We start from the raw sequence: 24,338 nt of genomic DNA, 5'->3' as shown, positions 1-24,338 counted from the left end.
ACCGGGAGACGTCATCATGACGAAAACCATCCAATGCGAGATCGTCAGTGCCGAAGCCTCGGTCTACTCCGGTAGTGCCGAGCAGGTGGTGGCGGCTGGCATCCTGGGGGATCTTGGCATCCTGGCCGGCCACACGCCGCTGCTGACCGAGTTGGCTCCGGGCCCTGTGCGGGTGCTCAACGAAGGCAGCGAGGAGCACTTCTACGTCTCCGGCGGCTTTATCGAAGTGCAGCCCGAGAAGGTGATCGTGCTGGCCGACACGGCGGTTCGCGCATCCGATCTGGATGAAGCGGCCGCCGAAGAGGCCCGCAAGCAGGCCATCAAGGCCATGGAGGACAAGTCGGCGGAGCTGGATTACACCCGCGCCGCGGCGGAACTCTCCGAGGCCCTGGCCCAGCTGCGTACCATCCAGCAGCTGCGCAGGAAGGCCGGCAAGGGCTAAGTTCCCTGGCGCCGATGCCCCACGCCCCCCGAATGGCTGACATTCGGGGGGCGTTTTCGTTGGTGATGGCGGCAGCGAACCGCGACTGACGCTTCTTCGATGCTTGCCTTGTGTCTAATGTTCATCCAGACATGGCATCATGTCGCCTTTTCGAGCAGCCCCGATAGGTCGTCTCTTGGGGACACTGCGCCTCAGCGATTTGCGGCAAGGACGCTGGCCATGAGGAGACGCCCATGAATCTGACCCCCAGCCTGGATGCGCACAAGCAGGTGCTGCTGCGTGCCCTCGATCCCCGCGACAGCAAGACGCTGGAAGCCCGCCTGCCCGAGATTCGCTCGGCGGATCTGGCCGAGATCCTCGAGCGACTGATTGAGGATGAAGACCGCCTGGACAGCGCCGTGGCGCTGTTGGCCTGTTTGCCGGTGGGGCGCCAGGCCAGCGTGTTTGGTCATCTGCCGTTCGAGGCCCAGGACGCGATGGCGTCGCGCATCGAGGACGCCTGGCTGTCGCGAATCCTCGACAAGATGGGCTCGGACGAACGTGCCGATCTGTTCAAGGTGCTGGGGGATGACCGCAAGGAGGCGCTGTTGCGGCGCATGGCAAGGCGCGAGCGAGAGGCGCTCAAGCGCCTGGCGAGCTACGAGGAGGGCACCGCCGGCGCCCTGATGACCGCCGACTATGTGGCGATCCCGATGGGGCTTACCGTGTCCCGGGCGATGATGCGGGTGCGCCAGACCGCTCCCGACGCCGAGACCGTCTACCAGCTGTACGTGGTGGACGAGCACGGCCGCCTGGCCGGCACCATGTCACTGAGACAGCTGATGGTGGCACGGCCCCAGGCGATCATCGACGAGCTGATGATCCACGACGTCATCAGCATCGGTGTGGACGCCGAGCAGGAAGAGGTCGCCCGGGTGGTGGCGCGCTACGACCTGCTGGCGTTGCCGGTGACGGACACCGACGAGCGACTGGTCGGCATCGTCACCCACGACGACGCCATGGACGTGGTCGAATCCGAGGCCACCGAGGACATCCACAAGGGCATGTCGATCGGCCAGCTGGAAGGCGGCGTGTCACGTGTGCCGCTGTGGAGCCTGTATCGCAAGCGAGTGATCTGGCTGGTATTGCTGGTGTTCGGCAACCTCTTCTCGGGAGCCGGCATCGCCCATTTCGAGGACACCATCGCCGCCCAGGTGACCCTGGTGTTCTTTCTGCCGCTGTTGATCGGCAGCGGTGGCAACGCCGGCGCCCAGGCCGCCACCCTGATGGTGCGAGGCATGGCCACTGGAGACGTCGGCATCAAGGACTGGAGCAAGCTGCTCGGCCGAGAACTGCTGGTGGCAGGCTCGCTGGGACTGACCATGGCCCTGGCGGTGGCCCCCATCGGGATCATTCGAGGCGGTGAGGCGGTGGCCTTGGTGGTGGCCATCAGCATGATCTGCATCGTCTTGTTCGGCAGCCTGCTCGGCATGTGCCTGCCGTTCGTGCTCGATCGGCTGGGCTGGGACCCGGCCACCGCCTCGGCACCGCTGGTCACAACCCTGATCGACGCCTCCGGGGTGGTCATCTACTTTTCCATCGCCACGCTGGTACTGATGGGAACTTGATCGACCGCAGCGGGTGCGGTTGGAGGGTGCCCCGGACAGCGGACAAGAACGCCCGTGGAGTGTATGCTCTTGCGGGCGTTTTGCCTGTTACCCCTCGCTTACGGGTCACTCCATGGATTGGCTACAGATTGTCGTTCTCTCCCTGATTCAGGGAATCACCGAATTTCTTCCGGTATCGAGCTCTGCCCACCTGATACTGGTCCCCGTGTTCAGCGACTGGCCGGACCAGGGACTGGCCTTCGACGTGGCCTTGCACCTGGGAAGCCTTGGCGCGGTGGTCGTCTATTTCCGCGAAGAGATCCTGCGCATGCTGTCGAGTTGGTGTGCCAGCGTTGTCGGTCGCGGCACCGACCAGGACGCCCGGCTGGCCTGGTGGGTGATCCTCGCCACCATTCCGGTGGGACTGGCCGGATTGCTGTTCAAGGATATCATCGAGCAGTATGCGCGCTCGCCCATGGTGCTGGCGTTCGGTCTGATCTTCTTCGGCCTGCTGCTGGGGCTTGCCGACTGGCGCTTCAGGGGCTCGCGCAGCGAGTATCAGTTGCGCTGGAGTGACGCCCTGTGGATCGGCATCGGCCAGGCGCTGGCGCTGATCCCCGGCACTTCGCGCTCCGGCATTACCATCACGGTGGCGCTGATGCTGGGCATGGGGCGCGAAGCCGCGGCCCGCTTCTCGTTTCTGCTGTCGATTCCGGTGATCGTGCTGGCGGGAGGGCTCGAAGCCTGCGAGCTGATTCAGACGGGTGTCGATGTGCACTGGGGCGACATGGCGCTCGGCACGCTGCTGTCCGGCGTCAGCGCCTACCTGTGCATCCATTTCTTCCTGTCGTTCATCAAGCGCATCGGCATGCAGCCCTTCGTCGTCTATCGCCTGCTGCTCGGTATCGCCCTGATCTGGCTGTTCGGCTGAAACACCTGAAGAGACCCACTCATGACTGGATTCAAGTTCGCTCGGCGTGGATGGCTGAAAACCTGGCTGGCGCCCCTCCTGATGGCACTGCTGGTGTCCGGCTGCAGCGACGAGGCCACCACTCGCTCGCCGGTCACTCTGGAGGGCGACATCTTCGGCACCTTCTACCAGATCACCCTGGCCGACCCGCTGACGCAAGAGCAGGTCGAGGAGATCGAGCAGGGCGTGCTCGACGAGATGCACGCGGTCGACGCCTCCATGTCGACCTGGCGCGAGGATTCGGAGCTGTCCGCCTTCAACCAGTCACCGCTGGGGCAATGGCAGCCGATCTCCGACGAATTCATGGAGGTGCTGGCCATCAGCCAGTCGGTCAACCAGCAGAGCCACGGCGCCTTCGACGTCACCGTCGGTAGCCTGGTCAATCTGTGGAGCTTTGGCCCCGAGGCCCGTCCCCGGGAAATCCCCGAGGAAGAGGTACTCGAGCAGCGCTTGTCTCAGGTCGGCATGGACGCGCTCGAGATCGATACCGCCGAGGCCCAGGCTCGTCGCCTGCGTGACGTCTACGTTGACCTGTCCGGGGTGGCCAAGGGTTTCGCCACCGATGAGGTGGCGGCCTATCTGGATCGCCAGGGTATCGCCAACTACCTGGTCAATCTTGGCGGAGAGGTCAAGGTCAAGGGACGCCGTGACGGCGGCAAGGGACTGTGGCGCATCGGTATCGAGGTGCCCGAGAACGGTACCCCCAAGGCTCAGCACGTGGTGGGTCTCGATAACGTCTCGGTGGCGACTTCCGGTGACTACCGTCACTACTTCGAGGCCGATGGCAAGCGATACTCGCATACCATCGATCCTCGAAACGGGCGACCGATCACCCATCGGCTGGCTTCTGTCACGGTGGTGCATCCGTCCAATGCCTGGGCCGACGCCTGGGCCACCGCGCTGAGCGTGATGGGCGAAGAGGAAGGCATGCAGGCCGCCATCGACCAGGAGTTGCCGGTGGTGATGCTGGTGCGTCAGGGTGAGGGGTGGGAAAGTCGGGTCAGCCCCGCCTTTGTTGCCCGTTTCGGGCAGGAGATGGTCGATACCCTGGGGCTGACGGTGGTGACGGACGACGACACCCCGCTAGAATAGAAGCGCTGTTCTCTCACGACGGATCGCTGAAACCGTAGGTCGGTTCGGTACTGTTGCGACATTTGCTTCGATCTTTTGTTTTAGACAAGGAGTCACGATGAGCCTCGATGTGGTGATTCTCGCCGCCGGACAGGGCACCCGCATGCGCTCGAGCCTGCCCAAGGTGCTGCATACCCTGGCGGGCAAGCCGATGGTCCGTCATGTGGTCGATACCGCCCGGGGTCTCGATGCGGATCGCACCCACGTGGTCATCGGGCACGGTGGCGAGCGGGTTCGCGATGCCCTGGCCGACACCGAGGTTCGCTTTGCCCATCAGGCCGAGCAGAAGGGTACCGGTCACGCCGTCGCCCAGGCGCTGGGCCAGCTCGGCGATGGCAAGGTACTGGTGCTCTACGGTGACGTGCCGTTGATCCGCCGGCAAACGCTGGCGGCCTTGCTGGAGCAGGTGGACGAGCGCCATATGGGGCTTCTGACCGTTACCCTGGACGACCCGGCGGGATACGGTCGCATCGTGCGTGACGACCAAGGCGAGGTGGTGGCCATCGTCGAGCAGAAGGATGCCTCTGAAAGCGAGCTTGCGATCACCGAGTGCAACACCGGCATCATGGCCATGACCAGCGCCCAGCTGAAGCGCTGGCTGCCTGAGCTGTCGTCGGACAACGCCCAGGGCGAGTACTACCTGACCGATGTGATCGCCATGGCCGCCGCCGAGGGCATCGCCGTGGCCACCGCCCAGCCGTCGCGGCCGATGGAAGTCGAAGGCGTCAACAATCGCGCCCAGATGGCGCGGCTTGAACGGGCTCACCAGCGTGACATCGCCGAGGCGCTGATGGAGAAGGGCGTGGCCCTGGCCGACCCTGATCGTCTCGACGTGCGTGGCAAGCTGAGCTGCGGGCATGACGTCTTCATCGACGTGGGTTGCGTGTTCGAAGGCGAGGTGGAGCTCGGCGAAGGCGTGCGCATCGGCCCCTACACGGTGATACGCAATAGCCATGTTGGCGCCGAAAGCGTCATCGAGGCCCACAGCATCGTCGATGGTGCAGTATTGGCCGGGCTGAACCAGATCGGTCCCTTCGCCCGCCTGCGTCCCGGTTCCCGCCTGGCGGTCAAGGCCAAGGTCGGCAACTTCGTCGAGACCAAGAACGCCGAGGTGGGCGAGGGCAGCAAGATCAACCACCTGAGCTACGTGGGTGACGCCCGCCTGGGACGCGAGGTCAACATCGGCGCCGGTACCATCACCTGCAACTATGACGGTGCCAACAAGCACCGCACCGAGATCGGTGACGCCGCCTTCATCGGCTCCAATTCGGCGCTGGTAGCCCCGGTCAGTGTCGGCGAGGGCGCCACCGTCGGTGCCGGTTCCACCATCAGCCGCGACGTCGCCGATCATAGCCTGGCGGTGACGAGGTCTCGTCAGATCGCCAAGGCCAACTGGCCGCGGCCGACCAAGGACGAGGATTGACGGACTCTTCCGCCCGTTTCTGCCGTTGCGGCCCCCTCTCGATTGCTGGTCAGCGGTAGCCAATAACGAACCTCTCAAGGAGTGACCCCTATGTGTGGCATCGTCGCCGCGGTGGCCCAGCGCAACGTACAGAACATTCTGCTCGAAGGCCTCAAGCGTCTCGAGTATCGCGGCTATGACAGTGCCGGCATGGCGGTGCGTAGTCCCAAGGGCACCCTGGTGCGCCAGCGCGCGGTAGGCAAGGTGGCCGCGCTCGAGGCGCGACTGGAGGATTCGGCGCTGCTGGGGCTCAGCGGTATTGCTCACACCCGCTGGGCGACCCACGGTCGCCCCAGCGAGCCCAACGCCCATCCCCACCAGTCGCGTGATCGCCTGGCGGTGGTACATAACGGCATCATCGAGAATCACGAGCAGCTGCGTCGGGAACTCACCGATCAGGGCTATGTGTTCGAGTCCGAGACCGATACCGAGGTGATCGCCCACCTGCTGGAGCGTGAGTCTCGCCTGGACGGTGATCTGCTCAGCGCCTTCCAGCGGGTTGTCGCCGGCCTCGACGGCGCCTACGCCCTGGGGGTCATGGCGGTGGACGAGCCCGATGTGGTGGTCGGCGCGCGCAAGGGCAGCCCGCTGGTGGTCGGCGTCGGCATCGGCGAGGCCTTCCTGGCGTCTGACCCGCTGGCGCTGCTGCCGGTGACCGATCGCTTCATCTATCTGCGTGAAGGCGACGTGGTGCGGCTGTCCGCCAATGGTCGCATCGAGATCTTTGATGCCGAGGGGACCGCCGTCGAGCGTGAGGTCCAGACCTTTGAGCATGGTGACGGCGCCGCCAGCAAGGGCGAGTACCGCCACTTCATGCTCAAGGAAATCCACGAACAGCCGGCGGTGATCGCCGCGGCGCTGGAAGGCCGCCTGGGCGACCGCTCGGTGCTGGTGGAAAGCTTCGGTCCCGACGCCGAGCGTCTGTTCCAGCAGGTCCGCCAGATCCATATCGTGGCCTGCGGCACCAGCTATCACGCCGGCATGGTGGCGCGCTACTGGCTCGAGCGCTATACCGGCATCCCGGTGCAGGTGGAGGTCGCCTCCGAGTATCGCTACCGCCAGGTGGTGGTGCCCCAGGGCACCCTGTTCGTGACCCTGTCCCAGTCCGGCGAGACCGCCGACACCCTGGCTGCGCTGCGTTTTGCCATGGAGCAGGACAACTACCTGGGCAGCCTGGGTATCTGCAACGTACCGGGCAGCTCGCTGGTGCGCGAGGCCGACCTGAGCCTGATGACCCAGGCCGGCCCCGAGATCGGCGTGGCCTCCACCAAGGCCTTCACCACCCAGTTGACCGCGCTGATGCTGTTCGCCCTGGCGCTTGGCCGGGTGCGTGGCATGGACGAGGACGAGCAGGCGGACATTGTTGCCGCACTGCGGACCCTGCCGGCGCTGTGCAGCCAGGTGCTGGGGCTGGACGAGGCCATCGAGCGGTTGTCTACGGCCTTCGCCGAGAAGCATCACGCGCTGTTTCTGGGACGTGGCGCCCACTTCCCCATCGCCCAGGAAGGCGCCTTGAAGCTCAAGGAGATTTCCTACATTCACGCCGAGGCCTACCCGGCGGGCGAGCTCAAGCACGGCCCCCTGGCGCTGGTGGACAGCGAGATGCCGGTGATCTCGGTGGCGCCCAACGACGAACTGCTGGACAAGCTCAAGTCCAACCTGCAGGAGGTCAGGGCTCGAGGCGGCGAGCTGTACGTGTTCGCCGACGAGAATGTCGGCCTGAACGCCAGCGAGGGTATCCAGGTGCTGCATCTGCCCCACGTCCACGAGGCACTGGCGCCGATCCTCTACACCCTGCCGCTGCAGCTATTGTCGTACCACGTGGCGGTGCTCAAGGGGACCGACGTCGATCAGCCGCGCAACCTGGCCAAGTCGGTGACGGTGGAGTAGACATACCGTCTAGAGAGAGTATGGCAGCGGTCGCAGACTCGGCGTGACGGAAGGGAAATCTTCCCATCAACTCCAGAGAAGGTGTTGATGCAGTCCGTTCTTGTTCTTGGTGGCTAAAGAGAGTGCGGTGACACCCCGGTGTCCCGCTCTCTTTTTTGCCTGGGAATGGGGTCCGCTTCAGTTCAAGGATGGAGAGCAAGCCACCGATCAATCAGACAGGACTGCCGCCAAATAGCCCGGCACCGGATTTGACGATATCTCGTTGCGTTCTCGGTGGTGATGATTCTGATGTGCTATACAGTCATCAAGGCGCTGAACGGAAAGCGGCGTCGCTTTCGCTGATATTTCCACGCGTTATTTGCGGTCCCCCCCTGTTGTGCTGACCTGCACGGGGTAGATGGTTTCAGGGGAGGGCTGCTGTTTCCGGTGCACATAGTGACGCCGAGGGCTCAATCTTTCCGCTACTGGTAAGGGAGCCTCAGCTCTCATCGCTTGTCCTGTCACACGCAACAGCTGACGTGTGCAAGACTCACTCGGCCAGTGTGTTTCCATCCACAGGAGCATCATTCATGAGTACTCAAAGCGAGCAGGCTCCAACCCCGGTTTCGGACGACATGCAGACGGACTATACCGTCGGGCAGGACAACTTCGAGGGCAGCCTGGGGCCTATCGGCTTCGATATACATAACCGGGTCTTCGCCATCTCGGCGCTGGCCTCGATTGTCTTCATCGTGCTGACGCTGCTGTTCCCCGAGCGAGCCGGTAATCTCTTTCAGTCCATTGTCAGCTTCTCCACCGGCACCCTCGACAGCTACTTCATGATCGTGGTGGACGGCTTCATCCTGTTCTGCCTGGCACTGGTCGTGCTGCCATACGGCAAGGTCCGCCTGGGCGGCCCCGACGCCACGCCGGAGTATGGCTACCTGTCCTGGTTTGCGATGCTGTTCGCGGCCGGCATTGGCATCGGCCTGCTGTTCTTCGGCGTGTTGGAACCGGTCTATCACGCCAACGTCTCCTCGCCGCTAGGCACGCCCTCGCCCTTCGGCAGCGACGGGGAACTGAACGCTGAGGCCATCGCAGACGCCACCGCCATGGGGCTGGCCGGCACCTATCTGCACTGGGGCATCCACGGCTGGGCTGTCTACGTGGTGATGGCGCTGGCGCTGTCCATCTTTACCTACAACAAGGGCCTGCCCTTCTCCATCCGTTCGGCGTTCTTCCCGCTGCTGGGTGACCGCGTCTGGGGCTGGTGGGGCCACGTCATCGACATTCTGGCGGTATTCTCGACCCTGTTTGGTCTGGCCACCTCGCTCGGCCTCGGCGCTCAGCAGGCCAACGCCGGCATGAACTTCGTCTTCGGCCTGGACGTCAGCATCACCACTCAGGTGGTCGTGATCGCAGCCGTCACCGCTGTGGCGCTGGTCTCGGTGTGGCGCGGTCTGGAAGGTGGCGTGAAGCGGCTTTCCGAGATCAACATGGGAATGGCCGTGTTGTTCTTCTTCTTCGTGCTGTTCGCCGGCCCGACCCTGGCAGCGCTCGCCGGCTTCTGGGCCGGCCTTGAGACCTACGTGACGAAGTTCATCCCGCTGTCGGCCCCCTTCGGCCGCGAGGACGACGCCTATCGCCAATCCTGGACCATCTTCTACTGGGCCTGGTGGATCAGCTGGGCGCCTTTCGTCGGCATGTTTATCGCCCGCGTCTCCCGGGGGCGCACGGTGCGTGAGTTCGTGATCTGTGTGCTGGTGATCCCGAGTCTGTTCATCTTTATCTGGATGGGTGTGTTCGGCGCCACCGCCCTCGACCAGCTATATGCCAATCCGGCCGGCAGCCTGGTCAAGGAGTACGTGATCGACAGCTACAGTCCCGAGCTGTCGCTGTTCGCCATGCTCAACGAGCTGCCGCTGTCGGGCCTGATGTCGACCCTGGGCATCATCCTGGCGCTGATCTTCTTCGTCACCTCGTCGGATTCCGGCTCGCTGGTGATCGATACCATCACCGCCGGTGGCAAGATCGATGCACCGCGTCCTCAGCGCATGTTCTGGGCCACGGTGGAAGGCCTGATTGCCATCGTACTGCTGATCGGCGGCGGGCTCTCGGCGCTCCAGGCCGGAGTCACGGCCACCGCGATCCCCTTCTCGGTGGTGATGATTGTGATGTGCTACACCATCATCAAGGCGCTGAACGGCGAGCTTCGTCAGTTGCGCCGCCGGGGTGGCTGAGTCCTCTCATCATGCGAAATCTGTCGGCTTTCTTTGGTTGTAGATGCTCTATCTGCTGGCACAACAACGTCGACTGACCCCGTTTTGCTGCATCCAACTTTGCCCGGCCTCACGAGGTCGGGCTTGTTCCCTTCCTGTTGTGTAGTGCTGAGGGAAGCGTAGGCTCAAGTGTCGCCGCAGATCCAGGAGGTGCGGTCGAGGACAACGCGATATTCCGTCTACCGGGGTATGGCTCCCCTTAGCTCGATAGATCAATGTTCAAGTCATTGATGGTAATTAACACAGTTTTTCTAGATAGGCGCTAGAAGCGTGACGCGTTCGGTGCCGGCAGCCCAAATCTACATGAAGTGACGAAGAGCTCTTTCCAGAGTGACATCGGCCGCGAGGTATCGCCGACGGCGCGACGAGTCAGCGTCATAGCTGCGAGGCCAAAGGTATCCTGGCGCAGCGCCGGGAGGTCTTGAGGCGACAAAGCAGCTTTATCCGGAGTGTTGGTCCTGGGACATCGGAAACCTCGGCCTGCCAGAGGTAGTGCACCTGAATCCCGAGAGGAATGCGGCGCCCCTGGCGGCAGGGTGTTAAAGAGTCAGAATCATTTCAAGTGTCATCTGTGTTGACAGGCTCCGCGCTGCCGGTCCGAGAACCAGATCACAAAAACAGCACGTTGATGCAGTGGTATTTTCTTGAGATCGGCCAGGCGCCGCTTCTACTGCCTATCGATATATGCTGTACCGATACTTGATAAAGAAGAAAGCTCGGAATTTTCCATATTTGTCAGGTCCCGGATGATTAATTACACGCTTGGTGAATAGCTCAGGACGCCTGTTCTGCCAGTCTTTCATCGCTGAAATGGGGGCTTGGTGCTTCAATGCCTTCTGCGGGATGTGATGATTGTACAGCCAGCAGTATCGTTTTAGCGTTTGCTCCAGGTCTTCTCCGGAGACATAGCGACGCGTCGCCAAGACGTCACTGATACGGCCATTGAAGCGTTCGACCATTCCGTTGGTTTGAGGGTGGCCCGGTCGAATCAGGCGGTGCTCCACTTGGTGCTCTGCACATGCCTGGTCAAACGGATGCTGTCCGGTGGGCTTGCGCTCTCCACCAGAGGTGAAGCGATCCGTGAAGCTCTTGCCATTGTCCGTCAGCACCTTTTGGACCTTGAACGGGGCCTTCTCAACGACCCGATGGAAAAACGCTTCAGCATCGCTTGCCGCCTGGCTGGAGCGCAGCTCCAGATAGACCCAGCGCGTAGCTCGGTCGATGGCAACGTACAGATAGCGGCGCTGCGTCTCATCAGGCATCTGCGGCAGATATTTGATATCGATATGGAGGTAGCCCGGTTCGTAGTCTCGAAAGGGCTTGGGCGTTTCCTTCTTGCCCTCCTGATCCCTCTTAGCCAATTGGGCCAAGGTGGGCACCTGGCGGCGTTTCAACATCCGGTGGAGCGCCGCTCTGGATAGCGTGGGATGCAAGAACTCCCGGGCGACGACGAGCAGGTCGTCGAGCCCGAGACGAAGGAATTCGCGTGCCGCAATCAGCACCTCTTCCTGCTCGTGGTTGAGCGTTGCCTTGAGGTTGTGACGGGTGTGGGGGCGATCATAGACGTCATCGCGGTGCCGCCACCGACGTATCGTCATGTCACTGACACCAAAACGCTCCGCCAGCGCCGTATCGGTAATGTGAGCAGGAGCCGCCTGGATCTCAGCGCGAATCTTCGGGGTTGTAGTGGCTTGCTTATGAAGCTTGATCTCCATGGCAATGCTCCTGGATGAACTGACGGAGAAGCCCTCGGGCGGCTATCAAAGGATAGCTCCTTTTGGTCAATTGAACATCCGAGACACCACACATATTTTCCGGTTCTAGCATTATGAATTTGTAAGATATATTTCTATTGTTTTGCTAATTCGGACGCTTCTTTTTCGTGCTTCATTGGGCACAATATCAAACACCGTTCTCTAACCTTTATTCCTATATTCGTAAGTAAGCGCTTGGTTATACGTGGTCGCCATTCCTGCGAGTGGTTTGCCGGTCATGCCTGGGTCTCCGAGCGTGCAGGCGTCGGTGATTCAGTTCAGCGACAGCCGCCATGACGACCGCCACGACAACGATAATGAAGGGGACGGCGATGAGCGGATTGCGATCCACAAGCGCCTTGCTGACGGGAACCGGCCTTTGTCTGCTGATGCCGATCGCGGCAGAGGCGCAGACGTCGATGCAGGAACTCAATGAGCTGAAGGCCCAGATCGAACAGCTCAAGGCCCAACAGCAGGCGGCCATGCAACTGGTTGAACAGCAGCAGGCCCAGATCGATAACCTGATCAACCAGCAGGCCAGCATGCAGCAGGACGTCGCCGACGTCAGCGAGAACGTGGTCAAGCGCACCGACAGTGGCGACTTCCTGGTGGGAGATACCACGGTGTCCTTTGGCGGCTACATCAAGGCTCAGGCGGCGTTCTCCGACAATGGACTCAGCGACGGCAAGGCCAACGAGACGGTGACGGCGGGGCTGTTGCGCGCCACCGACGACGACGCCGACAACCGCGTCAGTTTCAGTGCGCGGGAAACGCGTCTGAGCTTCGGTACCAGTACACCGCTGGGTGGCGATACCATGAAGACCTATATCGAGACGGACTTCTATGGCGCCGACGACGAAGCCAACGAATTTGTTTCGCACTCCTACGCGCCGCGGCTGCGCCACGCCTACCTGAGCTGGGGCAACTGGCTGGCCGGGCAGTACTGGTCAACCTTCATGGATCTCAAGGGGCTTGGCGAGATCGACGCCTTCAGTACCCATACCGGCTCGATCTTCGTGCGCCAGCCACAGCTTCGCTATACCTATCCGCTGGATTGGGGCAGCCTGCAGTTCGCGGTGGAGAACCCCGAGGACGGCGACGACGACCAGGACACCCCGGACATGGTGGCCCGGGTCAATGGGGACCAGGAGTGGGGGCATGTTTCAGCGGCCACCGTTGTCAGGCGCTTCAGCCTGGATGACGCCGAGGACGACGACAGTCGCTGGGGGGCGGGTTACAGCCTGACCGGACGATTCCCGGTGTTCGAAAAAGACGACCTCATGCTGCAGGCCAACTATGGCAACCTGGGACGCTACATGGCGCTGGGCGCCTACCCCAACGCCAAGGTGGAGGACGGCCAGATCAAGATGGTGGAGTCCTGGGGCGCCTCGGCCATCTATCGTCACTACTGGACCGACACGCTGCGCTCGAGCATCGCCTACTCGGCGACTGAACTCGACAGCAACGGTACCGGCGATGACACCGACAGCTACGACAGCTTCTTTCTCAACCTGATGTGGTCGCCCTTTGCCAATACCACACTGTCGGCGGAGTATCAGCGCTACGACCTGGATGAGGTGGACGGCGATACCTTCGACCTGGACAGGGTTCAGTTCTCCGCCAAGTACGACTTCTAGGAGGCTGAAAAACCCCTGTGTCCGTCGGCTTTTCGGACAGAGTCCCGGCTGAGGGCAACAAGCTCCGGCGCTCGGCGCCGCTTGCAGCTTGTCAGCATCGCCCCGTTCGGCAACACCGGGCGGGGCGATGCTATGCTGGCGCCCCTGAAACCGTCGAGTCTGCCTTCTTGAACGATCGATCAGCGCAACCACCCATGTACATTGGTCTGCCAATGTGGGCCAATCCCGACTGGCGTGGTGGTCTCTACCCACCCCACGCCGGGCGCGAGGGTTGGCTCGACGACTACGCCGCCGTATTCAACGCCGTCGAGGGAAATACCACCTTCTACAGCGGGGCGCCCAGGCCACGGACGGTGGAAGGCTGGTCTCGCCAGGCGCCACCGGGCTTTCGCTTCTGCTTCAAGCTGCCCCAGGCGCTGACACATGCAAGACGATTGCGCCAGGTCGAGACCGATGTGGGTGACTTCGTCGAGGCCCTGTGGCCACTGAAGGACCGCCTCGGGCCGGTCATGATTCAGCTCCCCAGGGACTTTGGTCCTGAGGAGGTGCCTGCTCTGGAGAAGGTTCTACGAGATTGGCCACAAGACGTACCCTGCGCAGTAGAACTGCGCCACAGTGAATTTTTCCACAAGGGGAGCGCCGAGAGAGATATCAACGCCCTGTTGATAAGTCATGGCGTCGATCGCGTGATGCTGGATGTCAGGCCGTTGTTTTCCGGACCGCCCGAGGCCCATTCGGGATTGATCCAGGCTCGTGCGGAAAAGCCAAGACGCCCACTACACGTGATCTCTACAGCAAAATTTCCTGTGATACGTTTCATTGGCCATCTTGACAGCGCCATCAACGAGCACTATTTCACCCCCTGGATAGACCAGCTCGCCTTGTGGATAAAACAGGGGAAAACCCCTTTTCTTTTTGTGCATATGGCGGATAATCGCCAGGCCCCGGAACTGGCCAGAAACCTGTACGCCAGAGTCGCCGATAGAATGGGGTGGCAGGCATTGCCCGGGTTTCCGGGAGATCGACAGAATCAGCTGCTTTGACCATTGTTGGCTGGCGTTTGTTATTGTCATACGCTAGTTTTGTCGGCTGTTCGTCACTTGCCACGGGCCAGAGACGGTCGCCTCCTTATCCTTGGCTGGTGACTCGCCTGGACCCACCGGTCTCGACCAGCGCGAACCCTGCGCTGGGGAAGAGTGGTGTGCCGGCAGTGATCCTGCTGACATCCGTCAGACCCCTTGTACATCGGTGGATCCGTGACCCGGACCATCGAGGACGTGGCGACTACAAACACAACGCCGTCATTGCATCCGATCGATCGATGACGACACGTATCCGAAGGGTGATTTATGTCCAAAACGACACACGCGCAGTGGTCATCGCGCTTTTCCTTTATCCTCGCCGCCACCGGTTCCGCTGTCGGGCTTGGTAATATCTGGAAGTTTCCCTACATGGTGGGCGAGAGCGGTGGTGCCGCCTTCGTGCTCGTCTACCTGCTGTGCATCGGCCTGATCGGCCTGCCGATCCTGGTCACCGAGTGGATGATCGGTCGGCGTGGGCAAAGCAACCCGGTCAATGCCATGGCCAGCGTCGCGGCCAAGGCCGGTCAGCCCAAGGTCTGGGCCCTTGTCGGCGTCGCCGGGGTCATCGGTGCCTTCCTGATCCTGTCGTTCTACAGCGTGATCGGTGGCTGGTCGCTGTACTACACCCTCGGCAGCGTGACCGGTGACTTCAGCGGCCAGGACGCCGACGGTATCGGCGCCTTGTTCAGCGGCATGCTGGCAAGCCCCGGTCTGCTGCTGCTGTGGCACTCCATCTTCATGCTGCTGGTCATCGGTATCGTTGCTCGCGGCGTGACCAAGGGCCTGGAAGGCGCGGTCAACGTATTGATGCCGGCCCTGGCGCTGCTGCTGGTGGTGCTGGTGGGCTACGGCATGACCACGGGCCACTTCGGTGAGGCGTTGAACTATCTGTTCAACCCGGACTGGTCAGCACTCAATGGTGAGGTGGTACTGGCAGCGCTGGGACACGCCTTCTTCACCCTGTCACTGGGCATGGGCATCATGATCGCCTACGGTTCCTACCTCGGCGAGAAGGTCGACCTGATCAAGACAGCGCGCACCGTGGTGATCATGGATACCGTGATCGCACTCGGCGCGGGCCTGGCGATCTTCCCGATCGTGTTTGCCAACCAGCTCGACCTGGCCTCCGGCCCGAGCCTGATCTTCGTCACCCTGCCGCTGGCCTTCGGCAATATGGGCGGTGGCCTGATACTGGGCCTGATGTTCTTCCTGCTGCTGACCTTCGCCGCCCTGACCTCGGCCATTTCGCTGCTCGAGCCGGTGGTCGAGTTTGTCGAAGAGCGCACGCCGCTGTCGCGTTCCGCGTCGGCGGTGGTCTCCGGCATCGGCGCCTGGGCGCTGGGTATCGCCGCTCTGCTGTCCTTCAACGTGTGGAGTGACCCGGTACTGTTTGGCCTCGGGGTGTTCGACCTGCTGGACAAGCTGACCAGCAAGTTCATGCTGCCGTTGACCGGCCTGGGTGCCATCCTGTTTGCGGGCTGGTTCCTCAACCGCAAAGGCGTGGCCGAAGACCTCGGTCTGTCCGGTGGCAAGGAAACGTTGTGGGTGTTGTTGACCCGCTTCGTGGCGCCCATCGGTGTGGCGGTGGTGTTCATCTCCAGCCTGTAACAGGCGCCATTGCTGCACGCCAGACCAGAGACCCGGCCTTGTGCCGGGTCTCTGCGTTGATAGGCAATGCCAGACGATCCATCGGAACCGGGCGGCAGGGCAAGACTGCCCGTACAGAGTGACCAGAGGCGGAGGTCAACGAGGTGGCAGTGGGGCCTCAGCGGGAGTCCAACGACCGTCAGTGCTTGTTCATTGATGCCTGCAGCCAAAGACATGCATTTGGGAGAGCATGCCAGGAGGGACGCTTGACGGTGCCTCTGACGCGCCTGGGGCTTTCAGGCGACAGACACCTGATGGCGAGTCTCGTCGGTGCGATTCTCGCAAGGGATGGGCCGGCCGTCGCTCGAGCCAGCGGCCAGGCCCCGAATATGGTACAGACCCGCGTTGTTGGCGGTCTGGCGCACGTCTGGCCGGCGGCCACGCGTGCTGGTTCAGTCTACCGGGTCAGTGCATTTCGTCGTCGTTGCCGTCTTCCGGCAGTTCGGCGATGTCTTCGGATAGACGCTTGAATTCCCGATGAAGCTCGATGCCGCGGCGGGCTCGCAGGTTGCGTTGGGCCGCGGTGCGGGAGCGCCTTTCGTGTTCGGCGACTTCCATGCTCATGAAGATGTCGAGGAGTTCACTCTTGACGGAGGATAACCTTTCGACATTACGCATGATCGATTCTCCTATGCAGTGAATGTGCCGGCATCCAGGACGCTGCGCGACACTGCCCTTTTACTATACCCCAGTTGACAAAAAGATGACGGTGTGGACGTCAATCCTGCAACGTTCTGCCAACGCTAGAAAAAAATCCATCCGGTTGCGCAGGGGCGGCCTGGGGGCTCAATGCATGACGCAGCACAGGGCGCATTTGACGCCGTCATGGGGCATACTGGAACCAGGCCGGATCGATAGCGACGGGCATTGCGCCCTGCCAGCTCCGGGTCCTCCCAGCCAGTCAAAGGAGTAGAGGGTGAGTCGCGCGCTGTTTGATGAAATGCGACGTCGCATGGAGCACTTCCGTCGGTCGGAGCAGAAGGTCGCACGCTTCGTATTGCGCAACCCCGACGAAGTTATCCACATGCGTATCGTCGATCTGGCCACCGAGGCCAAGGTCAGCGAGCCCACGGTGGTACGCTTCTGCCGGGCCCTGGGCTGCAACGGCTTTCAGGACTTCAAGTTGAAGTTGGCGCAGATGCTGGCGTCGGGCAGCCAGTTCGCGCAGTTCTCGATGAATGACAGCGACTCCGTGGCCGAGTTTTCCCACAGCATCTTCGATTCCACGGTGGGAACCCTGCTGTCGATCAGGGACCGGCTCGACAACGAGGCGTTGAACAAGACGATCAACGCCCTGGCCATGGCCAATCGCGTCGAGTTCTACGGCTACGGAGCCTCCGGTGCGGTGGCCTTCGACGCTCAGCACAAGTTTTTCAGGCTGCAGATTTCCACCGCCGCCTACGCCGATCCGCACATGCAGAACATGTCGGCGGTGACCCTCAAGGAAGGCGACGTGGTGGTGGCGATCTCGCAGACCGGCCGCACCCGGGCACTGGTGGCCAGCGTCAAGCTGGCACGGGAGGCGGGCGCCACCGTGGTCGGTCTCTGTCCCAGCGGCTCCCCGCTGGCGGGCGAAGTCGACCTGCCGTTGTACATCGATGTGCCCGAAGACACCGAGATATACACGCCCATGAGTTCCCGTATCGCCCATCTGGTACTGGTCGACGTGCTGGCGGTGGGAGTGGCGAAGACCCGGGGCCCCAAGCTCGCCGAGCAGCTCAAGGCGGTAAAGCGCAGCCTCAACCCACTGCGCTATCCGGAGTCCGATCCTTCCTGACCGAGGGCGCCCTGCCTGTCCATTTATCCAGCATCGCTGTGATAGACTGGGCGCCCATTTTCGATCTCGAGCGGTGCCTTCTCCATGGACGACGTCACGGCGATCATCGACGGCCTCAATGCGGCGCAGCATGAGGCGGTCTGCGCTCCCCAGGGCAATATGCTGGTGCTCGCCGGCGCCGGTTCCGGCAAGACCCGCGTGCTGGTCCATCGCATCGCCTGGCTGATGCAGGCAGAAGGTCTCTCGCCCTACGCGGTGCTGGCGGTGACCTTCACCAACAAGGCCGCCAGGGAGATGCGCACTCGCCTGGAGGCGTTGCTGGGGATCTCGCTGCGCCACGTCTGGGTGGGTACCTTTCACTCCATTGCCCACCGCCTGCTGCGTACCCACTGGCAGGACGCTCGTCTGCCCCAGCACTTCCAGATCATCGACTCCGATGATCAGCTACGTCTGATCAAGCGCCTGTTGAAGGACAACAAGATCGATGACGAGCGTTTTCCGCCCCGTCAGGTGCAGTCGTTTATCAGCGGCTGCAAAGAGGAGGGATTGCGTCCTCACCAGGTCCGGATCAACGGTGACGCCTACGTGGAGCAGATGGTGGCGCTGTATGACGTCTACCAGCTGACCTGCGAACGTGGCGGCCTGGTCGACTTTGGCGAGCTACTGCTCAGGAGCCTCGAGCTGTTGCGCGACAATCCTGCTCTGCTGGCCCACTATCAGGAGCGCTTCGCCCACGTACTGGTCGACGAGTTCCAGGATACCAACACCCTGCAGTATGCCTGGCTGAAGCTGTTGACCGGACAGCGCACGCCGATGACGGTGGTCGGCGATGACGACCAGTCGATCTACGGCTGGCGCGGGGCGCGGGTGGAGAACATTCGTCGCTTCGAGCAGGAGTTCAGCGACACCAAAACGGTGCGCCTGGAGCAGAATTATCGCTCCACCAGCGCCATCCTCGACGCCGCCAACGCCCTGATCAAGCAGAACTCGGATCGCATGGGCAAGGAGCTGTGGACCGCCGGCAGTCGTGGCGAACCGATTTCGGTCTACGCCGGTTTCAACGACATGGAGGAGGCGCGCTTCATCGTCGACACCATCAAGGAAAAGGTCGACGAGGGGTTCAAGCGCCAGGAGGTGGCCATCCTCTATCGCTCCAACGCCCAGTCCCGCGTCATCGAGGAGACCCTGATCCGCCAGGGCATGCCCTACCGCATCTACGGGGGCCAGCGCTTCTACGAGCGCCTCGAGATCAAGAACGCCCTGGCCTACCTGCGGCTGCTGCTCAACCGCGACGACGATGCCTCGCTGGAGCGGGTGATCAATGTCCCTGCCCGCGGTATCGGTACCCGCACCGTGGAGGGACTGCGCGATCGTGCCCGTCGTACCGAAGTGTCGCTGTGGCAGGCGATCCACGACACCCTGGCCGAAGGCTCGCTCAAGGGGCGTGCGGCCAACGCCGTGGGTGCCTTTGCCAATTTGATCGAAGGCCTCGACAACGACACCTCGGGGATGGCGCTTCACGAGATCATCGCCCACGTGAATCAGCGCAGTGGACTGATCGACCATCATCTGAGCGAGAAGGGTGAAAAGGGGCAGGCCCGGGTCGAGAACCTGGAAGAGCTGATCAACGCCGCCCGTGCCTTCACCCAGGGTGAGACGCTGGACAACGTCGAAGCCGGGGAGGGCATGGCCGCGCTGGAAGCCTTTCTGGCCGAAGCTGCCCTCAACGCCGGCGAGCACGAGGCCGACGAATTCGAGGACAGCGTCCAGTTGATGACGCTGCACTCGGCCAAGGGACTCGAATTTCCCATCGTGTTCGTGGCCGGGGTCGAGGAAGGCCTGTTTCCCCACCGCATGTCGCTGGAAGAACCCGGGCGCCTGGAGGAGGAGCGCAGGCTCTGCTACGTCGGCGTCACGCGCGCCATGCAGAAGCTCTACCTCACCCACGCCGAGATCCGGCGCATGCACGGCAAGGAGACCTTTCAGCGCCCGTCACGCTTTCTGCGTGAGCTGCCGGAGTCACTGCTCGAGGAAGTGCGTCTGCGTGGCCAGGTGTCACGTCCGGTCAGCGCCCGGCCAGCGCCGTCGCGCTTCGCCCAGACGACCGTGGAGGCGAGCGGCGATCTACCTGCCTTGTCGCTGGGCCAGCGGGTGCGCCATCCGGTATTCGGGGAGGGGGTCATCCTCAACGCCGAAGGAGAGGGCGAGCGGGCCCGTGTCCAGGTCAGCTTCGAAGGCCACGGCGACAAGTGGCTGGTGCTGGGCTTCGCCAAGCTGGAAGCGCTGTAACGGGGTTCTCGCCCTGTCGGCGAGGCACCGGCGTTCGCCGGTACCCCTCAGGCAACGTTGGAGGAGGGCTGATCGCAGTCCTCTGGCCTGATCAACGTATCAACAGATGGATGCCTCAGTCATGCCGTGTCGGGTCGGTTCGAACGGCGTGACGTCCTTTCTTTATTCGTCGGAAAGGTCGTGGCTGGCATCCTTGGCGGAACTATTGCCATTCAGGAGTAGTAGTTTGCCGTAACTATTATGAAATACTAAGAAGCATATCAGACGAACCATAACTGGTTTTTCGAGATGGCGATGCCTCGCTCATTTGCTAAATCTCCAATGTTGCTGAAGATAAACGAAGTGTAGGGAGGTTGATGGTGAATACTTTTCGTTTTTTGTTATGTGATTGATTTTCTTTGCCGATTTAATTTTATTGCGTGGAGTGGTAAAACAAATTAAATGGGCAGAAAAGGGGGTTTTCTTTCCCCATACGAGTGTTTTATAAAAAATTATTGTACTAAGGTGATGTTTTTTTGCCGATGCCGGAGTCTGCCATTCGAGGTAATTGTTTTTCCAACGCGAAGTTATTTAACTCTGTTTTCACCATTCATTGCTTGCTCAAAGTCGTCGGCCGACGAAATCAGGACAGCGTCGCGCCGCTGTGACAGGCAAACTCGCCCCGGCTCCCTCTCGTCTGCGACGAATGGCATGGGCCGGGCAAGGTTGCGAGAGCTGGCGCTCGCATTGAAGAAGGAGAAGCAGGCATGAACAAGTTGGGAGCGGAGTTTTTCGGGACCTTCTGGCTGGTACTGGGAGGGTGCGGGAGTGCGGTACTGGCGGCGGCCTTCCCCGACGTCGGTATCGGCCTGCTCGGGGTCTCCCTGGCCTTTGGCCTGACCGTGCTGACCATGGCCTTTGCCATCGGCCACATTTCTGGCTGTCACCTGAACCCCGCGGTGTCACTGGGGCTCTGCGCTGCGGGACGCTTTCCCGTGTCTCAGCTGCCAGGCTACGTGATCGCGCAGGTGGCCGGCGGCGTGGCGGCGGCAGGGGTGCTCTACCTGGTGGCCTCCGGCCAGGCCGGATTTGACCTGTCCGGCGGCTTTGCCGCCAACGGCTTCGGTGAGCATTCTCCCGGAGGTTACAGCTTGACCGCGGCGCTGATTACCGAGGTGGTGATGACGGCGATGTTTCTGGTGGTGATCCTCGGTGCCACCGATTCGCGGTCGGCCGCCACGCTGGCACCGATCGCGATAGGCCTGTGTCTGACACTGATCCATCTGATCAGCATCCCGGTGACCAACACCTCGGTCAATCCGGCGCGCAGCACGGCGGTGGCGGTGTTCGTGGGTGACTGGGCGCTGGCGCAGCTGTGGTTATTCTGGGTGGCGCCGCTGATCGGTGGTGTGCTGGGTGCGCTTGTCTACCGCCTGATCGGAAGCGCTCGACCGGTGGGCGAGCAGGCGACCTGAGGTGAGTTGAGCAAGACGCAGGAAACCGGCCCGGCCATCGCCGGGCCGACCTGCGTGGTGGTGGCTTGCAGGCGAATTTCGCTTTGCCGCATACTGCTTGGCGGACACCACGCCGAGCGCGGGGAATGGCGCTTCAGCGCGGCTTCCTGCGCTCCCGGCGTCGACACTACAAGCTTCAGGAGCTCGCCCCATGGAACGTCGTTCCTTCCTCAGGACAGCCGGCCTCGGCGCCGCCGGCGTGGCCGCCGCCCCCTTCGTCAATACCGCCAGCGCACAGGAAACCATCACCTGGAACATGGTGACGTCCTGGCCCAAGAACTTTCCGGCCCTCGGCACCGGAGCCAACGATCTGGCAGAGCGCATCGAGCGGATGTCCGGCGGACGCATGAAGGTCAGGGTCCATGGTGCCGGCGAGATGGTACCGCCGATGGAGGTCTTTGACGCCGTGTCCCAGGGAACCGCCGAGATGGGCCACTCCGCTTCCTACTACTGGCGGGGCAAGGTCGCGGCTTCTCAGTTCTTTACCGCCGTGCCCTTCGGCATGACCACCACCGAGACCAACGCCTGGCTGTACTACGGCGGCGGCCAGGAGCTGTGGGACGAGCTCTACGCCGACCACAACCTCAAGCCTTTCGCGGTGGGTAACACCGGCACCCAGATGGCTGGCTGGTTCAAGAAAGAAATCAACTCGCTTGAGGATATGCAGGGCCTCAAGCTGCGTCTGCCAGGGCTCGCCGGCGAGGCGATGGCCGGGATCGGCGTGACCACCCTGACCATTCCGGGTAGCGAGATCTTCACCTCCCTGCAGACCGGCGTGCTCGATGCCGCCGACTGGGTGGGGCCCTACAATGATCTGGCCTTTGGTCTGCATCAGGTGGCTGACTACTACTACACCTCGGCCTGGAATGAACCCAGCGCGGTGCTGGAAGGCACGGTCAACCTGGATGCCTGGAATGCGCTGCCCGATGACCTCAAGGCGGTGGTCAACGAAGCCGCCAAGGCCTCCAACCTGGCCATGATCAGCGAATTTGCTTTCCGCAACGCCGAGGCCCTGGACGCCTTGGTCAACGAGCATGGCGTCAAGCTGCGCTCGTTTCCGGAGGAAGTACTGGCGGCCCTGCATGACTCCTCGCAGCAGGTGCTGCAGAAGCAGGTCGACAACGACGAGGCGTCGGCGCGGATCTACGAGTCCTATCGCAATTTCCAGAGCCAGGTACGCAAGTTCTCTGACGTCGGTGAGTTCGCCTACCTGAAGGCCCGCGATAGCGTGCTTGGCCAAGGCGAGTCCTGACGCCAGGCAAGGCTCAAAAGTGGTGGCGCAGTCCCGGCGGTGACGGGCCTGGCGCGGTGATGAAGGCTAGCGACGGAAAACCAGGCGCGCCACGGGCGCGCCTCTCTTTCACTGGTCTCTCTCGAAGGCCTCGCTCAGGCGTCGGATCGGACGCCGCGTATGCGACCGTTGTCATCCAGTGCCACCATCACATGGCGGGCCTCGGTGACCTTGTGCAGGTCGGCGTCTTCGGCGTCCTGGAGGGACCGGATCCAGACCTCCACGTCGATCTTGATGGAACTGTGGCCGATATCGCGCACCTCGGTGTAGACGCAGACCAGCGAGCCGACTCGTACCGGGCACAGAAAGTCCATGCCTTCGATGGCGACGGTGGCGGTACGTCCCATCGCCTCGCGGCTGGCGGTCCATTCCGCGGCCTGATCCATCAGGCCCACCAGCCAACCTGCCGGGATATCGCCGTGGGCATTGGTATGCTGTCGTGTCGCGGCCAGCTGGAGCGTCAGCTGTCCCTTTGGCACGGGAACGTCATCGAGTTCTGTCATCATGGTGGGCGGCGCCTGGTCGTGGATGTTGTTGTGTCGTCATGGTACCCACCCGGGTCAGTCTTTCTCTACCGTTGGTGTCATGAAACGCCCAGGGGAGCGCATGTCTAGGTTGTCGCGTTGCATAGGTGCGCTCAAGCGCACGCTGTTGGCTCCCAGCCGGGGGCCGATCACTCTGTCGAAGTCGCTGTCGAGGCTTGTCTCGGGCCTGGTGCTTTCCGCCATGCTGGTATCGGCCAAGGTTGCCGCCCATGACGTGGCCGGCTCTCTCGATGCGATAGGCTCGGATACCATGGCGGAGTTGATGCTGCGATGGGGCGAGCAGTTCGAAGAACAGCGACCGGGGGTCAGGCTGCAGCTTCAGGTGGCTGGTTCGGCCAGTGCACCGCCTGCCCTGATCGCCGGCACCACCCTGCTGGGCCCCATGTCCAGACCCATGCAGGAGGACGAGTCCGCGGCCTTTATCGAGCGCCATGGCTACGCGCCAACACCGGTGGTGGTCGGCAAGGATGCCCTGGTGGTGGTGGTCAATCGCCACAACCCCTTGTCTCGACTGTCTCGAGCAGAGCTCGATGCGATCTTTTCCGACACCCTCGCGTGCGGTGCCAGCGAGAGCATCGAGCGCTGGCAGCAGCTGGGGCTCGAGCGCCCGGGGGGCACCATTCACCTGTATGGCCGCAACGCTGTCTCCGGCACCCATGGATTGTTTCGTCGCCGCGCCCTGTGTGACGGCGAATTCAAGGTATCGGTCATGGTGTCGGCAGGCTCTGCCGCCGTAGTGGCCGCCGTCGGTGACGATCCCGCAGGCATCGGTTACGCCGGCCTGAATCACTTGAATGCGGACGTCAAGGCGGTAGCGATCGGCAACGCCGAAGACGGGATTCTTCCGCGCCGACAATCGCTGCGAAGCGGCGGCTATCCGTTGTCACGGGACCTGTTGATCTACGTCAATCGCCCCCCCGAGGGCGAGCTTCCCGACGTCGAACGGGCCTTTCTTGACATGGTGCTGTCACCCTCGGGCCAGCGGGTGGTCAAGGAGCTTGGTTTCGTGGCGCTGCCGCCGTCTGTGCTGGCCGCTCAGCGACATGCCCTGGGGCTGGCTGAACTGCCACGGGACGGGCCTTGA

Annotated in this window: 18 protein-coding genes; 15 read left to right on the top strand and 3 right to left on the bottom strand. The window is 62.4% G+C overall.

Annotated features, from left to right (window positions below; translation table 11 throughout):
• Window positions 1-16 precede the first annotated feature (16 nt).
• The 7 genes from NFI08_RS05485 (at window position 17) to NFI08_RS05455 (ending at window position 9,700) form a co-directional block, all read left to right on the top strand.
• Window positions 17-442, top strand: coding sequence for a F0F1 ATP synthase subunit epsilon (locus tag NFI08_RS05485; RefSeq protein WP_045992706.1), 426 nt, complete (start codon window positions 17-19; stop codon window positions 440-442).
• 233 nt (window positions 443-675) lie between these two features.
• A complete protein-coding gene (gene mgtE / locus NFI08_RS05480) occupies window positions 676-2,049 on the top strand; it encodes a magnesium transporter (protein ID WP_349587844.1) in 1,374 nt (457 codons plus the stop codon).
• Between the two features lie 112 nt (window positions 2,050-2,161).
• A complete protein-coding gene (locus tag NFI08_RS05475; RefSeq protein WP_349587841.1) occupies window positions 2,162-2,959 on the top strand; it encodes an undecaprenyl-diphosphate phosphatase in 798 nt (265 codons plus the stop codon).
• Window positions 2,960-2,980: 21 nt separating this feature from the next.
• Entirely contained in the window at window positions 2,981-4,090 is a 1,110-nt protein-coding gene (locus NFI08_RS05470) for an FAD:protein FMN transferase (protein WP_349587839.1), read from the top strand.
• A gap of 97 nt (window positions 4,091-4,187) precedes the next feature.
• Entirely contained in the window at window positions 4,188-5,552 is a 1,365-nt protein-coding gene (gene glmU, locus NFI08_RS05465; RefSeq protein WP_349587836.1) for a bifunctional UDP-N-acetylglucosamine diphosphorylase/glucosamine-1-phosphate N-acetyltransferase GlmU, read from the top strand.
• Between the two features lie 90 nt (window positions 5,553-5,642).
• Window positions 5,643-7,481: a glutamine--fructose-6-phosphate transaminase (isomerizing) gene (glmS, locus tag NFI08_RS05460; RefSeq protein ID WP_108449572.1), complete on the top strand. Its 1,839-nt coding sequence runs from the start codon at window positions 5,643-5,645 to the stop codon at window positions 7,479-7,481.
• Window positions 7,482-8,050: 569 nt separating this feature from the next.
• Complete coding sequence (locus tag NFI08_RS05455) at window positions 8,051-9,700, top strand: BCCT family transporter (RefSeq protein ID WP_108131965.1); 1,650 nt, start codon at window positions 8,051-8,053, stop codon at window positions 9,698-9,700.
• A gap of 713 nt (window positions 9,701-10,413) precedes the next feature.
• Here the strand turns inward: NFI08_RS05455 and NFI08_RS05450 are convergent.
• Entirely contained in the window at window positions 10,414-11,454 is a 1,041-nt protein-coding gene (locus tag NFI08_RS05450) for an IS481 family transposase (protein WP_349587832.1), read from the bottom strand.
• A gap of 371 nt (window positions 11,455-11,825) precedes the next feature.
• On the opposite strand from NFI08_RS05450, the gene NFI08_RS05445 reads away from it, so the two are divergent.
• From NFI08_RS05445 to NFI08_RS05435, 3 genes are all read left to right on the top strand, one after another.
• Complete coding sequence (locus tag NFI08_RS05445; RefSeq protein WP_349587829.1) at window positions 11,826-13,130, top strand: DcaP family trimeric outer membrane transporter; 1,305 nt, start codon at window positions 11,826-11,828, stop codon at window positions 13,128-13,130.
• A 194-nt stretch (window positions 13,131-13,324) separates the two neighbouring features.
• On the top strand, window positions 13,325-14,173 hold the full coding sequence (locus tag NFI08_RS05440; protein WP_349587826.1) for a DUF72 domain-containing protein: 849 nt from the start codon (window positions 13,325-13,327) through the stop codon (window positions 14,171-14,173).
• 306 nt (window positions 14,174-14,479) lie between these two features.
• Window positions 14,480-15,820: a sodium-dependent transporter gene (locus tag NFI08_RS05435; protein ID WP_045994479.1), complete on the top strand. Its 1,341-nt coding sequence runs from the start codon at window positions 14,480-14,482 to the stop codon at window positions 15,818-15,820.
• Between the two features lie 444 nt (window positions 15,821-16,264).
• Here the strand turns inward: NFI08_RS05435 and NFI08_RS05430 are convergent, their stop codons facing one another.
• Window positions 16,265-16,477 (bottom strand): PA3496 family putative envelope integrity protein, encoded by a 213-nt coding sequence (locus NFI08_RS05430; protein WP_045994480.1) that lies wholly within the window; start codon window positions 16,475-16,477, stop codon window positions 16,265-16,267.
• 298 nt (window positions 16,478-16,775) lie between these two features.
• Here NFI08_RS05430 and hexR point away from each other — a divergent pair, with 298 nt between their 5' ends.
• From hexR to NFI08_RS05410, 4 genes are all read left to right on the top strand, one after another.
• On the top strand, window positions 16,776-17,636 hold the full coding sequence (gene hexR, locus NFI08_RS05425) for a transcriptional regulator HexR (protein ID WP_108449568.1): 861 nt from the start codon (window positions 16,776-16,778) through the stop codon (window positions 17,634-17,636).
• Window positions 17,637-17,720: 84 nt separating this feature from the next.
• Complete coding sequence (uvrD, locus tag NFI08_RS05420) at window positions 17,721-19,925, top strand: DNA helicase II (protein ID WP_108449567.1); 2,205 nt, start codon at window positions 17,721-17,723, stop codon at window positions 19,923-19,925.
• A gap of 746 nt (window positions 19,926-20,671) precedes the next feature.
• Window positions 20,672-21,379, top strand: a complete 708-nt coding sequence (aqpZ, locus tag NFI08_RS05415; protein WP_349587820.1) for an aquaporin Z — start codon at window positions 20,672-20,674, stop codon at window positions 21,377-21,379.
• A 190-nt stretch (window positions 21,380-21,569) separates the two neighbouring features.
• Window positions 21,570-22,670, top strand: a complete 1,101-nt coding sequence (locus tag NFI08_RS05410; RefSeq protein WP_108449565.1) for a TRAP transporter substrate-binding protein — start codon at window positions 21,570-21,572, stop codon at window positions 22,668-22,670.
• Between the two features lie 134 nt (window positions 22,671-22,804).
• Here NFI08_RS05410 and NFI08_RS05405 read toward each other — a convergent pair whose 3' ends face one another.
• Complete coding sequence (locus tag NFI08_RS05405; RefSeq protein ID WP_083970605.1) at window positions 22,805-23,212, bottom strand: acyl-CoA thioesterase; 408 nt, start codon at window positions 23,210-23,212, stop codon at window positions 22,805-22,807.
• A 103-nt stretch (window positions 23,213-23,315) separates the two neighbouring features.
• On the opposite strand from NFI08_RS05405, the gene NFI08_RS05400 reads away from it, so the two are divergent.
• The gene (locus tag NFI08_RS05400) at window positions 23,316-24,338 is read left to right on the top strand and encodes a PstS family phosphate ABC transporter substrate-binding protein (protein WP_240184279.1); all 1,023 of its coding nucleotides are present in this window, start codon (window positions 23,316-23,318) and stop codon (window positions 24,336-24,338) included.

This window comes from Halomonas sp. EF61 (genome assembly GCF_040147045.1).
Taxonomy (GTDB): domain Bacteria; phylum Pseudomonadota; class Gammaproteobacteria; order Pseudomonadales; family Halomonadaceae; genus Halomonas; species Halomonas litopenaei.
Note: the sequence above shows the minus strand (reverse complement) of the source record. Positions and strands in the feature narration are given on the sequence as shown.

Bases quoted from the DNA above. Each gene is read 5' to 3' on its own strand.
- NFI08_RS05485 (WP_045992706.1), top strand. From the start codon at position 17: ATGACGAAAACCATCCAATGCGAGATCGTCAGTGCCGAAGCCTCGGTC.
- mgtE (WP_349587844.1), top strand. From the start codon at position 676: ATGAATCTGACCCCCAGCCTGGATGCGCACAAGCAGGTGCTGCTGCGT.
- NFI08_RS05475 (WP_349587841.1), top strand. From the start codon at position 2,162: ATGGATTGGCTACAGATTGTCGTTCTCTCCCTGATTCAGGGAATCACC.
- NFI08_RS05470 (WP_349587839.1), top strand. From the start codon at position 2,981: ATGACTGGATTCAAGTTCGCTCGGCGTGGATGGCTGAAAACCTGGCTG.
- glmU (WP_349587836.1), top strand. From the start codon at position 4,188: ATGAGCCTCGATGTGGTGATTCTCGCCGCCGGACAGGGCACCCGCATG.
- glmS (WP_108449572.1), top strand. From the start codon at position 5,643: ATGTGTGGCATCGTCGCCGCGGTGGCCCAGCGCAACGTACAGAACATT.
- NFI08_RS05455 (WP_108131965.1), top strand. From the start codon at position 8,051: ATGAGTACTCAAAGCGAGCAGGCTCCAACCCCGGTTTCGGACGACATG.
- NFI08_RS05450 (WP_349587832.1), bottom strand. From the start codon at position 11,454: ATGGAGATCAAGCTTCATAAGCAAGCCACTACAACCCCGAAGATTCGC.
- NFI08_RS05445 (WP_349587829.1), top strand. From the start codon at position 11,826: ATGAGCGGATTGCGATCCACAAGCGCCTTGCTGACGGGAACCGGCCTT.
- NFI08_RS05440 (WP_349587826.1), top strand. From the start codon at position 13,325: ATGTACATTGGTCTGCCAATGTGGGCCAATCCCGACTGGCGTGGTGGT.
- NFI08_RS05435 (WP_045994479.1), top strand. From the start codon at position 14,480: ATGTCCAAAACGACACACGCGCAGTGGTCATCGCGCTTTTCCTTTATC.
- NFI08_RS05430 (WP_045994480.1), bottom strand. From the start codon at position 16,477: ATGCGTAATGTCGAAAGGTTATCCTCCGTCAAGAGTGAACTCCTCGAC.
- uvrD (WP_108449567.1), top strand. From the start codon at position 17,721: ATGGACGACGTCACGGCGATCATCGACGGCCTCAATGCGGCGCAGCAT.
- aqpZ (WP_349587820.1), top strand. From the start codon at position 20,672: ATGAACAAGTTGGGAGCGGAGTTTTTCGGGACCTTCTGGCTGGTACTG.
- NFI08_RS05410 (WP_108449565.1), top strand. From the start codon at position 21,570: ATGGAACGTCGTTCCTTCCTCAGGACAGCCGGCCTCGGCGCCGCCGGC.
- NFI08_RS05405 (WP_083970605.1), bottom strand. From the start codon at position 23,212: ATGACAGAACTCGATGACGTTCCCGTGCCAAAGGGACAGCTGACGCTC.
- NFI08_RS05400 (WP_240184279.1), top strand. From the start codon at position 23,316: ATGTCTAGGTTGTCGCGTTGCATAGGTGCGCTCAAGCGCACGCTGTTG.